This is a genomic window from Hymenobacter frigidus, assembly GCF_014640435.1.
GTDB classification, from domain to species: Bacteria; Bacteroidota; Bacteroidia; order Cytophagales; family Hymenobacteraceae; genus Hymenobacter; species Hymenobacter frigidus.
Window position 1 is genome coordinate 54,289 of the sequence record NZ_BMGY01000017.1, and the last position, 15,205, is coordinate 69,493.

A 15,205-nucleotide genomic window follows, 5' to 3' on the forward strand; every position below is an offset into this window, starting at 1 on the left:
CTTCAAATAAGAACGTTGGTCGGGCTTTTAAGCTAACCGAACGTCATGCTGAGCGAAGTCGAAGCATGACGTTCCTTTTTATCGCCAATAACAAGGCTGTTCTACCGGCCAACCAGCCCCAGGATATTGGTCACGGCTGGCTCCGACAAGCTCAGGAACAAGCCCGGGAACAGGCCTAGCCAGAACACCAGCACCATGAGCGGCGCCAGAATCAGCAACTCGCCGCCGGTGAGGTCGGTGATGGTTTCGGAAAATGAGGAATCGGGGCCGAGCATCACGCGCTGGAACATGCGCAGCAGGTACACGGCCGAGAAAATGATGGTGAGGCCGGCAATGGCCCCGACCCAGGCGTTGTATTGGTACACGCCGGCCAGCAGCAGGAATTCGCCCACGAAGCCGCCCGTGAGGGGCAGGGCCACGGTGCTGAGCAGCATCACCAGAAAGCACACCGACAGGATGGGCGTGCGGCGGGTGAGGCCGCCCAAATCGGGGATGAAGCGGGTGCCGGTGCGGCGCTCGATGGCGTCGGCGACGAAGAACATGCCGACCACGTTCACGCCGTGAGCCAGCATCTGGATGACCGCGCCTTGCAGGCCGATTTGGGTGAGCGAGAACACGCCGGCCGCCATCAAACCAACGTGGGAGAGGGATGAGTAGGCGATGAGGCGCTTCATATCGCGCTGCCGGATGGCGATGATGGCCCCGTAGATAACGCCAATGACGGCGAGGATGATAACCGGTTTTTGCCACTGGCTCACGCCGAGCGGCACCACGGGCAGCAACCAGCGCAGGGTGCCGTAGATACCCATTTTCAGCATGATGCCCGCGAGCAGCATGGTGGCGGGGGCGGGGGCTTCGGTGTAAGTATCGGGCTGCCAGGTGTGGAAGGGGAAGATGGGCATCTTCACGGCGAAGGCCGCGAAAATCAGCCAGAACAGCCACGACTGCTCCGAGGCGCTCAGTTTGAGGTTATAGAAGGCCGAAAGCTCCGAGGAGTGCTGGGCCAGGGAGCCGGCGGCGGGGCCGGTTTGCAAATACAGGTACACGAAGCCGGCCAGCATCAGCAGCGAGCCCACCACGGTGTAGAGGAAAAACTTGAGGGTGACGGCCACGCGGCGTTCGCCGCCCCAAGCCCCGGCCAGGAAGTAAATCGGAATCAGGGCAACTTCCCAGAAGAAGTAGAACAGGAAGGCATCGAGCGACACAAACACGCCCAGCAGGCCCGTTTGCATAAACAGTACAAGGGCGTAGAAGCTGGAGGAGTTGTCGTAGTTGTGCTTGAACGCGCTTAGCAATATCAGCGGAACCAGGAAGGTGGTGAGCAGCACCAGCAACAGGCTGAGGCCGTCGAGCCCGATGTGGAAGTTGATGCCGGCGGAAGGAATCCAGTGGTAGTTGAGGTTGAAACTGGCCGAGCCGGTGGTTTTGAAAGCGAAGGCGGCGTACACCGCAAGGCCAAATTCGAGAAGCGAGGCCCCCAGCGCGAGGGTGCGGGTGGCGGCTCCCTTGGTGAAAAGCAGCAGCAGGGCGGCGGCTAGAGGAAGGAAAAGCAGGACAGCAGTCAGCATCGGCAAGAACAGGAGGGCAGCAGCGGAGCCGGGAAACCGGCCCGCAAATTGACCGCAAACTTACGCAATGCCTGGCAAGGCACCGCGCCTCGCGCCGGATTATGCGGGCAACTCCGTCCTGCGCCGTGGTTGGGGGCCTACAGCCAGGCGGCTCGCAGTTACATTTGGACCAATCCAAAAGCTGCTGTTTCATGACTCTTGCCAAACTGCGCGTGGGCCGTCCCACCGACAGGCTGCCGGCCTTGCTTCGTTTTTACTGCGAGGGGTTGGGCCTGGCGAAGCTAACGGACTTCACCGCTCACAACGGTTTCGATGGCGTGATGCTGGGCCACCCCCAGGCACCGTATCATCTGGAATTTACGCATCAGCCTGGTCACACCGTGGGGCGTGCCCCAACCGCTGATAACCTGCTGGTATTTTACCTGCCCGATGCAGCGGAATGGCAAGCCGCTGTGCGGCGCATGGCCGCCGCTGGCTTTGCGCCCGTGCCGGCCTACAACTCGTATTGGGACCAGCGAGGCTGCACTTTTGAAGACCCCGACGGCTACCGCGTGGTGCTACAGCAAGCCGAATGGAACCTGTAGCGCAAACACATACGCCGGCAGCAGCCGTTGTTTCGCGCCTGGCGCCCACGCCCAGCGGCTACCTGCACATTGGCAATGCCGTGAACTTCGTGCTCACCTGGCTGCTCACGCGGCGGGTCGTGCCCGGCCGGGCCGGTGGCGTGCTGCACCTTAGAATTGACGACCTGGACCGCACCCGTCTGCGCCCGGCCTACCTGGAGAATATCTTTCGCGTCATCGACTGGCTCGGGATTGATTATGACCACGGCCCCAGCGGCCCCGACGACTTCTTGCGCCGTCATTCGCAGCTGCTGCATCTGCCCGAGTATAACGCCATACTGCGCCGGCTGGCTCAGCGGCCGGGTTTGGTGCGGGCCAGCACCCGCTCGCGTACCAACGTCGCCGAGGCTGTCGTCCCGCTCGAAACGCCGGGCGTGGCGTGGCGGGCGCACGTGCCCGCTGGTACTACCATTTCCTTCAACGATGCCTGGCAAGGCAGAATCAATGTCCCGCTCGATGCGCTGATGCCGGATTTTGTTGTCCGCAAAAAAGACGGCGTGGCCGCTTACCAGGTAGCATCGGTGGTCGATGATTTGCGACTCGGTACCACGCTGGTAGTGCGTGGCCTGGATTTGCAGCCCAGCACCGCCGCGCAGCTCTGGCTGGCGGCGCAGCTTTCCGAAACCGCGGCTTTCAATGCGGCACGGATTCAGCTTTTTCACCACCCGCTGCTGACTGATGCGGCCGGGCAGAAGCTGTCCAAATCGCAGCAGCTGCCGTTAGATGCGGGCGTAATGGCGCAGGCGCAGGGCAAGCAGGCAGTATTTCAAGCTGTTGCGAAGCTGCTACAGTTGCCGGACGCCGCTGCCGAAACCATCGAAACGCTGCGACAATCCTTTGACCAGTACCTCCCTCCGGAAGCTGCTACCGCACCTCCTTCTTGAACTGTTCGGCCCAATAATCAGCCAGCCGCGTGGGTTCGGGCAGCTTGTAGCCGCGCAGGCAGGCCAGTGTGAGGCGGGTGGCCGTGGCTTGGTCGCAGCGGTGGCCGGGGCTCACGAACAGCGGCAGCACCTTGTCTTTACTCCGGATGACTTCGCCAATCAGCTCACCGGTTTTGGCGTCGGTGAGGGGCGAAATACTCCCGCGCTCATTGCCAGGCTCCACAAAGGTGCCCGTCAGCTTCTGCTTGGCTACGCCGAACGTGGGCACGTCGAGGAGCACGCCGAGGTGCGCGGCAATGCCCATGCGGCGCGGATGCGCAATGCCGTGGCCGTCGACCATAATCACGTCGGGCTTGTTTTCGAGCTTGGCGAAGGCGTGAATAACGTTTGGCGCTTCGCGGAAGGACAGAAAGCCCGGCACGTAAGGCATGTCTACGGGACCGTAGTTGTAGACCTTCTCTACCAGTTCCAACGAAGGAAATTTCAGCACTACGAACACCGATAAAATCGTGTCGGGGGTGGGAAACGAGGAGTCGCAGCCGGCAATGAGGTGCGGCTCCCGTGTTAGGGGCTCGGTGCGCACGCGCTGGCGCATGTCGTGCTGCTGTTGGGTGAGGCTGCGGACGAGGGCGGGGTCGGGTGGGGGGCTGGGCGGGCGGTAGTAGGCCATGAGCGAGGTGGCGGCGGAAAAGGAACGAATGAGCGGCTGTGGTATCTTCCGGCGACGCCGGACGTACACGGCTGGTACGTTTTCTCTTCGGCCATGTCTGATTCCTCCGCCACTTCGCCCCCCGAGCAACCGGTGGCCATTGGCTCCGGCCCGCTGCTGGAGCGTCGCTATTTTATTGATGTAGCCCGCGCCCGCCTTTCGCCGGCACAGCTGGTAAGCGCCCTGAAAGCCGACCTGCCGAGCTTTTCGCCCGGGCTGCTGGCCAACTTTGAGCGCAAAGCCGGTCAGGAAGGCTCTCTGGAAGTAGGCGATGAATTTCACATCACCATCCTCGGGCCCTGGAATGGCAGCGTGCGCGTGACCGGGGTGGGCACCACTTTCCTTGAGTTCGTAACCCTGGAAGGTCACCCTGAGGCCGGCCGCATCCGCTTCGAGGCGCACTATTTGAATGAAGACCCCGGCGTGCTGCGTTTCGAAATCCGGTCCTGGGCGCGCTCGCGCGATGGGCTGGTGGCCTTTGCCTACGACACGCTGGGCGGGGGCAAGCTGATGCAGCAAGCCACCTGGACGGAGTTTTGCCACCGCGTGGCCCACGTGAGCGGCGGCCAGGCCCTCGCCAATGTTGTTGTAGAAACCACCCGGCACGACGAAGCCGGCCACACCCAGCAATCCCGTTGTGAATAATTCCCCTGTCCTACCTGCTACCGCCTCATCCGGCGCGACGCCACCGCTTTGGGAGCAGTACCGCGCCCGCCTCGATGCCTATAGTGACGTCGAAGTCAACTACGATTTCAGCCGCCAGAAAGAATACACCAGCGCCACTGGCTGGCGTATCGACGACTACGAAACCGACCTGCCCGCCGAAGCGCCCGGCCCGCCCGAAGCCGCCGGCTCCTTCGCCGCCGCGCAGGACGTGCTGCGCCGCTACGCCTTCCCGCCGCCCGACCTCATCACCGGCATTTTCAGGCCCGATGGCCCGCTCGAAAACCGTATTATGCTGCTGCGGGCGCAGTTTCTGTTCTTCAAATTTTACTTCGGCGTGCGGGTGAGCGAAGTGACCGATGAAGCTGCCCGCGCCAGTCCCGCCGGCCCTGCCGGGTCGCACCCGGAGCGGGTGTGGGGCTACGGCTACCGCACCCTCGAAGGCCACTTCGAGCGCGGCCAGATTGACTTCACCATTCACAAAAACCTGACTACTGGCGCAGTGCAGTTTCGCATCCACGCGGTATCGCAGCCGGGGCAGATTCGCAACCCGTTTTACTGGGTGGGATTTAAGCTGTTCGGGCGCACGCTGCAGCGTAAATTTGCCCGCGAGTCGCTACGGCGCATGCAGGAACTGGTGACGGCGGCTTTAGCCGATGAAACCCCAATACCCGTGGCAACTTTGTAGGTGCACTTAATGAAACAAACGCCGGTCAGCCCAGAACGTGCCGAACGGTACCACCGACGCTGCCAGCGCCAGCGCCGTTTTTCCGAATGACCAGCGCCGCTCAACGGCCATCGCCACCACCAACAGCACGTATAGCACAAATAGCAGGCCGTGCGCCATGCCCACGTAGCGCACCGCCGCCGGCTGGCCCGCCAGATACTTCAGCGGCATGGCAATGCCCAGCAAGACCAACAACGACACACCTTCCAAAAAACCAATCAGCCGCAGGCGGCCCAGCGAGGTAAGAAACAAATGACCGGGGGTGAGGGACATAGCAAGACGCGTAGGATAAGGCCACAAAGGTACCCCGCACTTTTCTGCCCTGTCCCGTAAACCTTCGCCAACTGGTCTGGTTTGCCCACCTCATGCTTCCAGCTTCCAGGCATTCGGGGGCCAGCGCCTGCGGCACGGCCTTCGTGCCAACTCATCATTTACCTCAACACCCTTAATCCCTTTAGAATGCTTCCTACTAAAGCTTACGCGGCTCCGGCCGTAAGTGCACCTCTGGCCCCGTTCAATTTCGAGCGCCGCGAAGTTGGTCCGCACGATGTTCTTATTGATATTCAGTTCTGTGGCGTGTGCCACTCCGATTTGCACCAAGTGCGCGACGAATGGGGCGGGTCCATTTTCCCAATGGTGCCCGGCCACGAAATTGTGGGCCGCGTGACCAAGGTGGGCGACCACGTCAAGAACTTCAAAGTGGGCGATATCGCGGGTGTGGGTTGCATGGTCGACTCCTGCCGCACCTGCCCCAGCTGCCTCGATGGCCTGGAGCAGTACTGCGAAACCACCGGCATGGTGGGCACCTATGGCGCTACCGAAAAAGAAACCGGCCGGCCTACCTACGGTGGCTACTCCAGCCAGATTGTGGTAGATGAAAAATACACCCTGAAAGTGTCAGAGAAGCTGGACTTGGCCCGCGTGGCCCCGCTGCTCTGCGCCGGCATCACCACCTACTCGCCGCTGCGCCAGTGGAAAGTAGGCCCCGGCCACCGCGTAGGCGTGATGGGTCTCGGTGGCCTCGGCCACATGGCCGTGAAAATCGCCGCCGCGATGGGGGCTGAAGTAACCGTGCTCAGCACCTCACCCAATAAAGAGGCAGATGCCAAGGAGTTGGGCGCCCATAAGTTCATCGTAACCAAGGACAAAGACCAGCTGAAGTCGGTGACTAACTACTTCGACTTTATCATCAACACCGTGTCGGCCCCGCTCGACCTGGCCGCTTACCTAAACCTGCTGCGCCGCGACGGCACCATGATTCTGCTGGGCGTGCCGCCCGAAGCGCCTCAGGTTCATGCTTTCAACCTCATTGCCAAGCGCCGCCGCATCGCCGGCTCGCTCATCGGAGGCATTGCCGAAACCCAGGAAATGCTGGACTTCTGCGCCGAGCACAACATCGTGTCCGACATCGAACTCATCGACATTAAGGACATCAACGAAGCCTACGAGCGCATGCTGAAAGGCGACGTGAAGTACCGCTTCGTGATTGACTTGGCCACGCTGAACAACTAAGCGCTCGAATCTATATCGCAAGCAAATGGCCGACTTTCCGCGAGGAAGGTCGGCCATTTTTAGTTTTCAGGCGGGCTATTCAACGGCGAAGCGCTGGCGCACGATGCCCACGGCGGTGGGCACGCTCAATAGGTACACCCCGGGAGCCAGGCCGTGTAAGGGCAGGCGGTCGGTGGTGCGGGCCAGCGCCCAGCGGCGCACGGTGCGCCCCTGCAGGTCGGCCAGGGTGGCCGGGCCGGTGGGCTGGGCGGGCAGAAGTACGCTAATCTGCTCGTGAGCGGGGTTGGGAAATACCTCGGCCAGCGGGGTGGAGGCGCTGCTGCGCACTGCCAGCACCGTGTTTGCAAGGCGGGCCAACCCGAAGCGCGGTTGCCCGGCTACACTGGTGAAGTCGCCGCTGAGCACAATGGCATTGGTGCCGGGCTGAATGTAAACGAATGCCGACGCGGGCGAAAACGACTCGTTTCCTATTAATACTGGCTGAAAACCAGTGTCGAAGCTGCCCGTAGTGGTCAAGCGTACCAGCCGCTCGGTTTGCGAAGTAGCCCCGGGAGCCACCACAATCAGCTTGCCGTCGGGCTGCTCTACTAGCGTGCGGGCGGCGCTGGCCGCCGTGAAGCCTGGGTCGGGTGCGCCGTTGGGTAGCAATCGTACTAAGCCAAAGGGAGCTGCCTGGCCATTGAACGTCGTGAAGTTGCCATTCGCCAAAATGTTGCCGCTGGCTAATGCAATGATGCTGAACACCGAGCTGGGGCCGCCCCCCGAACCAATCGAAAACGTGTTGTCGATGTTGCCATCTGGGTTGAGGCGAGCCACGTAGCTGCGGTTGGCATCGTTCCACAGCACCAGGGTCTGGCCGCTGGCCAGACCCACGGCATGCCGAAATCCTGCCGTATTGCCCACGCCCATGCTTGGCACCTGCCACACGGCGGATGTAGGCGGAGCAAATTGAATGTTGAGCGAACCATCAGCCAGTAGGCGCGCCACGTACGTCCGGGGTATGCCATTCACTTTGCTGAAGGTGCCGGCTACCAGCACGCCCCCGCCCGGGTGGATGGTGATATTGCTTGCCCCCGCGCAGCAAGGTGGATACGGACGGCTCCACCCAAGTTCTGCCGCGGCAAATGCCGGGTCGAATGTGCCGTTGGCCAGCACGCGGCGGACCACGGCGGTGCTGTCGGTGTTCTGGTAGGTGCCGTAAAACGTGCCGTCGGCCTGCGGGAAGGCATTGTAGAAGTAGTTGCCGCCATTGGTTCGGATAACAGCAGGAGGGAGCGTTGCCAGCGAGTTGTAGCTGCCGTTGGCGTTGATGCGATGGAAGCGTGGGTAGCCCTGGCTGCCCACCGCCTGGCCGTTGAAGTTGGTTAAGATGGGAGAGCTAAGCAGAAGCTGCCCGTTATTTTGTGCAACAAGCTGGCCAGAGGCAACCGTTTCCAGGAGCAGGATATAGCTGGCATCAACGGCACCGTTGGCCTGCAGGCGTGCTAAGCCGCTGTTGCTCACCCCGCCGAAATCACTGAAAAAACCGGCCACTAGGTATTGGCCATTGGTGAGCTCCACTACGCTCATCATGGTGCCGGCGCCGCCCCCGCCCGCCGCAAAAGCGGCATCAACTGTGCCAGCCGTGCTCAGCCGAGCCAAGCTGAAGCGGCTAATTCCGCCAAGCGAGCCAAAACTACCCGATACCAAGACGCTGCCATCGGCGCGGAGGCCAAGGCCAAACACTATCCCGTTGGAAGAAACGCGGGCAAAAGCTGGGTCTAGAGCGCCCGTTGGCAGCAAGCGCGCCACGACGCTGCCCCCGTTGGCTTGGCTCGTGAGGGTGGTGCCCCCCACGATGAGCTTACCATCGGACTGCTGCACCATGTCGAATACAAACGCATAGCTGAGCAGCGGCGAAACAAACGAAGCATCGCGGCTACCGGTGGGCGTGAGGCGAACGATGGCCGGGCCCGCCTGCCCACCTACCGTATCGAATTGACCAGCCGCCACGATGTTTCCATCAGGCTGCACGATGATTCTGCGGACCTGGCCGTAGCCACCCGGTGCCGAATTGACAAATCCGCCGCCGGTGGCGAAGGTGGCATCGAGTTGGCCGCTGGGCAGTAGCCGAACGAGCCCTTTGGTGGGCTGTCCGTTGAAGGTAGAAGACAGTTCGCCGCCCACTAGAATCTTGCCATCGGCTTGCACGGCAATGCTGTGAATGCTCCCGCTGCGCCACCCAGTTCCGCCCGCGCCGAAGGAAGAATCCAAGCTGCCATCGGGGTTGAGGCGTATTAGCTGCTGCGCGGGCGCACCATTGTAACTGCCAAAGTAGTATTCTGCCCCAAGCAGAATTTTGCCATCGGGTTGCAGCGCCAGCGCGGCAATGTTGCCGCTGGGTCCGCTGCCGGCTCGGGTCCGGAACGTCAGGTCGGGGCTGCCATCGGCATTAAGCCGGGCTAGCCGCGGCGATGCCTGCCCATTCATCAACTGAAAACTGCCACTGATAAGCACTTTTCCGTCGGGCTGCTTGAGGGTGGTGAGGATGCCGCCACCAGGACTGGTGAGCTGGCTGGGGGCGAAGCTGGGGTCGAGCACTTGGCCGACCGCGGCCGTCCCGGGGCTGAGCAATAGGACAACACCAACCAAGAAGAGGTAGAGAAAACGCATAGTCCGGAAAGGAAGGGAAGGAATAGAAAAAGGAGAAGCAGCCCGTTCTGCGAGAAATAGCGGAAAGGGGGACTATGATAAAATTTTGGTGCAGTCAGCGCTACACCACGCGCCGCATGGGCACGGCGGCCTCGTCGGCATACACCACGTGCTCGTCGCGGAAAGGCTCTTCGCCCCGGAATTTCTGCAGGACGCGGGCTGTGGTGATGATGTCCTTCTGGCAATACCGGGCAATGCGCGCCAGGTCGTTTTCTTCCCAGTATACCCGCGCCACGTCGGCCCCGGCGATGTCGTCTTTGGGCGTGGGGACGCCGAAAATGGCGGCCAGCAGGTTGAGGGAAGTGTAGGATTTCCGGTCGCCGAATTTCCACAGCTCCATGGTGTCGTGGTGTGGGATTTCCCAGGGCTTTTTGCCGGCCATGTCGAGCTGCGGGGGAAGCTGCAGGCCGTTGATGAGCAGGCGGCGGCCGAGGTAGGGAAAGTCGAACTCCTTACCATTGTGGGCGCAGAGGGTAAACTTGGGCTTGTGCGTGAGCAGGTCGGCAAAGTCGCGCAGCATCTGCTTCTCATCGTGGTCGGCGAAGCTTTTCACCCGGAAGCGCCACAGCTCTTCCTCCTTATCGAGGACAAAATACCCGACCGAGATGCACACCACTTTGCCAAACTCGGCATAGATGCCGGCTTGTTTGAACAGGCTGGCGGCGGTGAGGTGGTCGGGCAGGGGCTCGGCGGGTTGGGCCTGGCCCGTGTAGCCCTGCTGCCGGCGCAGGCTTTCGCTCTTGTGCTCCCAGAGGTGGCGCAGCATCTCGTCGAGGTTGTCGTGGCAGCCCACGCAGGGCACGGTTTCAATGTCGATAACGAAGAGCTGGTCGAGCGGCGTGCGGTGGAGGTGCTGCATGGCAGAAGAAGCAATAGCGGTTAGGTAGTCGAAAGATACAGATATAGACCAAAGCCAAGTGCGTTTTATCCAGAAAAAGAAGCCCCTTTTGTAACGAATCAACGGAACGGCGGTAATTATAAAAAGCCCACTCTACGGCTTTGAAGCCCCAAATGATAAACCGGGACGCCCCATATCACGCGTTGGAGCGCACCGTTCAGACACCCAAGGCACCTTTGAGACAATTATTTTGCGGTTCCAAAGTTCAGTGCCACACCTCCCTGTTTTCTCCATATTAAGCTTCGGATTATTTTACCACCCGAGGCAACCAACCCTGCCCGGTGGGCATCATTCAGCCTCCATTCTATCCCTCTTTTCTTGATGCAACGCTACTTCATTCTGGGTTTGGTGCTGGCCTGCTGTGCCGGGCTGCCGCCCACTGCTCACGCCCAGGCCCCGGCGGCTCCGGCTCCCGCCGTTGCGGCCACCGGCTCGCTCACCGGCACCGTGCTCGACTCTCTTAAGCGCGAGGCCGTGCCCTATGCCACGGTGGTACTGTTGCCGCCCGCGCCCGACGATAAGCCCATTACCGGTGTGGCGGCCGACGACAAGGGCCGCTTCACGCTCAGCAAGCTCACGCCCGGCCCGGCCCGGCTGCGGGTGAGCTACGTGGGCTACGGCACCCAAACCCGGGCCGTAACCATCACGGCCGGCGCCACGGATGCCGGTACTTTCCAGCTGCCCGTGGCCGGCACGGCGCTCGGTGAAGCTGTGGTCATCGGCACGAAGCCGGTGGTGGAAATCCGGCCCGACCGCATGGTGTACAACGCCGACCAGGACGCGACCAACGCCGGTGGTACCGCCGCCGACGTGCTCCGTAAAGCTCCGTTGCTGGCCGTGGACGGCGATGGCAACGTGAAAATGCGCGGCTCCAGCAACTTCAAGGTATTGGTGAACAACCGGCCTTCGCCCACGCTGGCCAGCAACCTGGCCGAAGCCCTGAAAGGCATCCCGGCTGAGCAGATTAAATCGGTCGAAATTATCACCACGCCGCCGGCCAAGTACGACGGCGAAGGCACGGCCGGCATCATCAACATCGTGCTGAAAAAGGGCGTGGACCAGGGCCTGAATGGCCGCGTGAATGGGTCGGGGGGCAACCGCAACTCGAACGTTGGCGCCTCGCTCAACTTCAAAAAGGGCAAGGTGGGCTTCACGTCGTCGGGCGGCACGGGCGGCTGGTACGGGCCCAGTGAGTCGGCGCGCACCCGCCTCGGCAAGCTCGACGGCCAGCTCGACGGCTCGACCCTGACCCAGAACGGCGCGGGCAACTACGGCGGCCGGTGGTACTACGGCACGGTGGGCCTCGACTACGACCTGAGCGAGAAGCAAACCTTGTCCTTGGCCGCCTCCCTGAATACGTATAACGGGCACAACTACAGTAATTTGCTCAATAATTTCGTGTCGCCCAGCCGGCCGCAGGACAACTCCCTGTTTACCCGTACCACCAACAGCCTGTTCAGCGGGTTCAACGGCGAGCTGACCGGCACCTACACCAAAACCTTCGCCCAGCCCCGCCGCGAATGGAGCATGCTGGGTCAGTACGCGGAGAACAGCGGCACATTTGGCTACGATTTCGACCAGTACAACAACTCCATCGTGAACCTGGAAACCAACCGGGCCAACTACCGCGAGCGCAGCCGGGGCCGCACGCCCGGCAGCGAAACCACTTTTCAAACCGACCTCACGCAGCCTCTTGGCGAGAAGCAAACCTTCGAAACCGGCCTGAAAGCCATTTGGCGGCGCACCGGCTCGGTGGCCGACATCGACGGCCTGACGCTGGGCCAGCGGCCCGATTTCGTGCGCCTGCCCGGCCGTTCCACCAATTTCAATTACGACCAGAACGTGCAGGCCGCTTACGCCACCTACACGCTCAAGGCCACCAAGAAGCTGAGCGTGAGCGTGGGCAGCCGCCTGGAGCGCACCGCCCTCGCCGCCGATTTCCGCAGCAGCGACACCAGTTTCGTGCGCAGCTACCTCTCATTGCTGCCCACCGGCAACGCGCAGTACGCGTTCAGCGACAACAACAGCCTCCGCCTGGCCTACAGCCGCCGCATCACCCGGCCTTACATCGACTACCTCAACCCTTTTGTGGACCGGAGCGACCCGCTGAGTGTCGTATTCGGCAATCCCGCCCTCGACCCCGAGCTGACGGATTCCTACGAATTGAGCTTTAACACCAACGGCAAGGCCGGTTCGCTCAACATCGCGGCTTCGATGCGGCGGACCGACAATGCCATCGAATCGGTGCGGCAGCTGGCGGCCGATGCGGGCATTGCCAACGCGGCTCCCGGTGTCACGGCCCAAACCTATGCCAACGTGGCCGCCAACGCCGATTACCAGCTCAACTTCTACGGCTCGGCCAAGCCGGCCAAGGGCTGGGACATTAGCGGCGGCCCCGATGTGCAGTACATCGTGCGCCGTAGCCCGGCGCTGGGCATCGAGCGCCGGGGTTTCACGGCCGGGCTCAACCTCAACACCTCTTACAAGCTGCCCAAAGGCTTCATGCTCCAGGGTTTTTTGTACAGCTCGTTGCGCTCGCCCGACTTGCAGGGCCGGGGCGCGGCCAACCTCTACTACCAGATGGGAGCCAAGAAAACGTTCCTCAAAGACAAAGCCGACGTGGTGCTGAATATCGCCACGCCCTTCAACAACACCTGGCGCTACCGCAGCACGCTCGATACGCCCGACTTTAGCGAGCGGCAGGACAACATCTCTTTCCAGCGCTGCTACCGGTTCAGCTTCAGCTACCGCTTTGGGCAGGAGCAGCAAAGTAAGCGGCGCAAGTCCGTCTCGAACGACGACGTGAAGAGCAGCGGCAGCAAGCAGGGCGGGTAGTAAGCCCCGGCTACGTTTGTTCGTCGTTATTTGGGCCATGATTCTTTCTTCAAAACCAATGCGGCAGCTTTTGCTTTGGCCGGCCCTGCTGCTGGCTTTTGCCGGCCATGCTCAACCCTCCAAGGTGCTGACCGGAACGGTGCTCGACGCCCGCACGCAGGCCGCCGTGCCGTTTGCGTCGCTAGCGGTGCCCGGGCAGCCCGGCGGCACGGTCAGCAACCAAGAGGGCACGTTCCGGCTGGCGCTGCCCGCTACCGGGGCCGACAGCGTGCGGGTGCAGGCCCTGGGCTACACGCCCCTCATGGTAGCCGCCAAAGCGGGCACGGCTGCGCTCACTCTAAGGCTGCAGCCCCAGCCGTTCACGCTGCAGGAAGTAACCGTAACGGCCCTTGCGCCCACCACGCTGCTCAAGCGGGCCGTGCGCCAAACCACCGCCCGTATGGCCAGCCCGGTCGAGCTGCAAACCTATTACCGCGAGTTCACGACTTACAACGGACAAGTTGCCAAGTTTGCCGATGCCCTGGTGGACTACTACATCAAGGGCAACCCCCGGCGGCCGCGCAGCCCCGAGGTGCAGGTGCGCGTGCGCGAGTCCCGCGCCGGCGAGGCTCCATTGGCCCCGGATGACGCCAATAAAGCCATTCCCAACCCGCTGAGCGTGGAGCGGGCCGGCAACTATTACGACGTGACCCACCGCAGCCCTTTTCTCGACAGCGCGGCGTTCAAGTATTACCGCTATTCGGTTCTGGAAACCCCGGCCGGTGCCACCGAAGCACCTTATTACGAAGTGCGCTGCACGCCCACCACGCAGGAAGCCGCGCACCTGCTGCAAGCCACCGTGCTCATTGACCGCCAAACCCTGGCCATTCGGCTCATCGAGAGCGAAGTGCCCGTTGCTTTGCAGCTTTATCTGAAAAGCATCAACCTGCTGGTCATCAAAGCGCAGGCCACGCAGTCGCGCAAACGCGTGGAGTACCGGGAAGTGAACGGCCGGTTGTACCCCAGCTTCGTGCGGCTCTCAGCTTCCATGAACATCACCCAAGGCAGCAACCCGACCATACGTTACGATTTTACGAGCGAAATGCTGGTGCGCGGGCTGGGAGTCAATCCCGCACCCCTTCCAAAAGCAGAGCAATACAGCGGCTCGCTGTTCAAGCGCGGCAACAAGTACAGCCGCCCCTATTGGCGCGAGGGCAACGTGGTGCCCGCCACCGCCGCCGAGGAAGCGGCCATTCAGGCCCTGGAAAAAGGCGTCGTCAAGTAGCGCTACTGATTTAGCGCAGGTGCAGATGGCGCAGCACTTCCTGCCGGTAGGTGCTGCCCACGGGTACTTCGCGCGGGCCCACCAGCAGCACGTTGCCGCTGAGGCGCTCCACGTTGCTGAGATTCACCAGGTAGGACTTGTGAGTGCGCATGAACTGGCTGGCGGGCAGCTGGCTTTCCATCTGCTTCATGGTTTCGGCGGTGAGCAGCACGCGGCCCGAAGCCAAGTGGCACTTTACAAAATTGCCGTAGCCTTCCACAATGCGCAGGTCGGCGAAGCGTACCCGCTCGGTGCCGGCGTCGGTTTTTAGGAAGATGGAGTCGACTGCTGGAACTGGCGGAGTGGCCGCTGGCGGGGCCGAAGTGGCAGCAGGGGCCAAGCCGGCGTGCAGGCGGCTGATGGTTTTTACGAACCGCTCGAAAGGAATGGGTTTTAGTAAGTAGTCAACTACGCCCAGGTCGAAGGCGTCGATGGCGTGGGCGGCATGGGCCGTACACAGCACCACTGCCGGGCGCTGGGGCAAGGCGCGCAATAGCTCGATGCCCGTGAGCTCGGGCATGTCCACATCGAGAAACAGCACGTCGACCGGAGTAGAGCGCAGCAAGGTGAGGGCTTCCACGGCGCCGTAGCAGCTGCCGGCCCAAGTCACAAGGCCGGGCAGACGGTCGAGGTACGCGCGCATGACCGTGTGGGCCAGGGGCTCGTCATCAACCAGCAAACAACGCAGGGGAGCAGTATTCATTGTCGGGTATAAACGGTGTAGAGACGCAATATTTTGCGTCTTGTCGTTGAACAGCTTACAATTAGAAGTTGCCCGGGGCCACGCGGCGC

The 15,205-nt window shown here is 61.9% G+C and carries 13 protein-coding genes; 7 read left to right on the plus strand and 6 right to left on the minus strand.

What is annotated here, in order from left to right; all coding sequences use genetic code 11:
* Window positions 1-101 precede the first annotated feature (101 nt).
* Complete coding sequence (locus tag IEW17_RS10820) at window positions 102-1,568, minus strand: complex I subunit 4 family protein (protein ID WP_188562056.1); 1,467 nt, start codon at window positions 1,566-1,568, stop codon at window positions 102-104.
* Window positions 1,569-1,759: 191 nt separating this feature from the next.
* Here IEW17_RS10820 and IEW17_RS10825 point away from each other — a divergent pair, with 191 nt between their 5' ends.
* Both IEW17_RS10825 and IEW17_RS10830 read left to right on the plus strand, forming a co-directional pair.
* The gene (locus IEW17_RS10825) at window positions 1,760-2,152 is read left to right on the plus strand and encodes a VOC family protein (RefSeq protein WP_188562057.1); all 393 of its coding nucleotides are present in this window, start codon (window positions 1,760-1,762) and stop codon (window positions 2,150-2,152) included.
* Complete coding sequence (locus tag IEW17_RS10830) at window positions 2,140-3,075, plus strand: glutamate--tRNA ligase family protein (RefSeq protein ID WP_188562058.1); 936 nt, start codon at window positions 2,140-2,142, stop codon at window positions 3,073-3,075. The genes IEW17_RS10825 and IEW17_RS10830 overlap by 13 nt, the downstream gene beginning before the upstream one ends.
* Here the strand turns inward: IEW17_RS10830 and nfi are convergent.
* A complete protein-coding gene (gene nfi / locus IEW17_RS10835; protein WP_188562059.1) occupies window positions 3,056-3,745 on the minus strand; it encodes a deoxyribonuclease V in 690 nt (229 codons plus the stop codon). The genes IEW17_RS10830 and nfi overlap by 20 nt on opposite strands.
* A 93-nt stretch (window positions 3,746-3,838) precedes the next feature.
* Here nfi and IEW17_RS10840 point away from each other — a divergent pair, with 93 nt between their 5' ends.
* Together IEW17_RS10840 and IEW17_RS10845 are read left to right on the plus strand one after the other, a co-directional pair.
* Window positions 3,839-4,429 (plus strand): DUF1990 family protein, encoded by a 591-nt coding sequence (locus IEW17_RS10840; RefSeq protein WP_188562060.1) that lies wholly within the window; start codon window positions 3,839-3,841, stop codon window positions 4,427-4,429.
* Entirely contained in the window at window positions 4,422-5,135 is a 714-nt protein-coding gene (locus IEW17_RS10845) for a DUF1990 domain-containing protein (protein WP_188562061.1), read from the plus strand. Before IEW17_RS10840 ends, IEW17_RS10845 begins: the two co-directional genes overlap by 8 nt.
* A gap of 6 nt (window positions 5,136-5,141) precedes the next feature.
* Here the strand turns inward: IEW17_RS10845 and IEW17_RS10850 are convergent, their stop codons facing one another.
* On the minus strand, window positions 5,142-5,447 hold the full coding sequence (locus tag IEW17_RS10850) for a DUF3817 domain-containing protein (RefSeq protein ID WP_188562062.1): 306 nt from the start codon (window positions 5,445-5,447) through the stop codon (window positions 5,142-5,144).
* Between the two features lie 186 nt (window positions 5,448-5,633).
* Between IEW17_RS10850 and IEW17_RS10855 the strand changes: the two genes are divergently transcribed.
* Window positions 5,634-6,686, plus strand: coding sequence for an NAD(P)-dependent alcohol dehydrogenase (locus tag IEW17_RS10855; protein ID WP_188562063.1), 1,053 nt, complete (start codon window positions 5,634-5,636; stop codon window positions 6,684-6,686).
* Window positions 6,687-6,761: 75 nt separating this feature from the next.
* Here IEW17_RS10855 and IEW17_RS10860 read toward each other — a convergent pair whose 3' ends face one another.
* Both IEW17_RS10860 and IEW17_RS10865 read right to left on the minus strand, forming a co-directional pair.
* Window positions 6,762-9,338, minus strand: a complete 2,577-nt coding sequence (locus IEW17_RS10860; RefSeq protein WP_188562064.1) for a T9SS type A sorting domain-containing protein — start codon at window positions 9,336-9,338, stop codon at window positions 6,762-6,764.
* A gap of 100 nt (window positions 9,339-9,438) precedes the next feature.
* A complete protein-coding gene (locus IEW17_RS10865; protein ID WP_188562065.1) occupies window positions 9,439-10,236 on the minus strand; it encodes a 3'-5' exonuclease in 798 nt (265 codons plus the stop codon).
* A 360-nt stretch (window positions 10,237-10,596) separates the two neighbouring features.
* On the opposite strand from IEW17_RS10865, the gene IEW17_RS10870 reads away from it, so the two are divergent.
* Together IEW17_RS10870 and IEW17_RS10875 are read left to right on the plus strand one after the other, a co-directional pair.
* The gene (locus IEW17_RS10870) at window positions 10,597-13,110 is read left to right on the plus strand and encodes a TonB-dependent receptor (protein ID WP_188562066.1); all 2,514 of its coding nucleotides are present in this window, start codon (window positions 10,597-10,599) and stop codon (window positions 13,108-13,110) included.
* Window positions 13,111-13,168: 58 nt separating this feature from the next.
* Entirely contained in the window at window positions 13,169-14,374 is a 1,206-nt protein-coding gene (locus IEW17_RS10875; protein WP_188562067.1) for a carboxypeptidase-like regulatory domain-containing protein, read from the plus strand.
* A 10-nt stretch (window positions 14,375-14,384) separates the two neighbouring features.
* On the opposite strand, the gene IEW17_RS10880 is transcribed toward IEW17_RS10875, so the two are convergent.
* Entirely contained in the window at window positions 14,385-15,116 is a 732-nt protein-coding gene (locus IEW17_RS10880) for a LytR/AlgR family response regulator transcription factor (protein ID WP_188562068.1), read from the minus strand.
* Window positions 15,117-15,205: the final 89 nt, after the last annotated feature.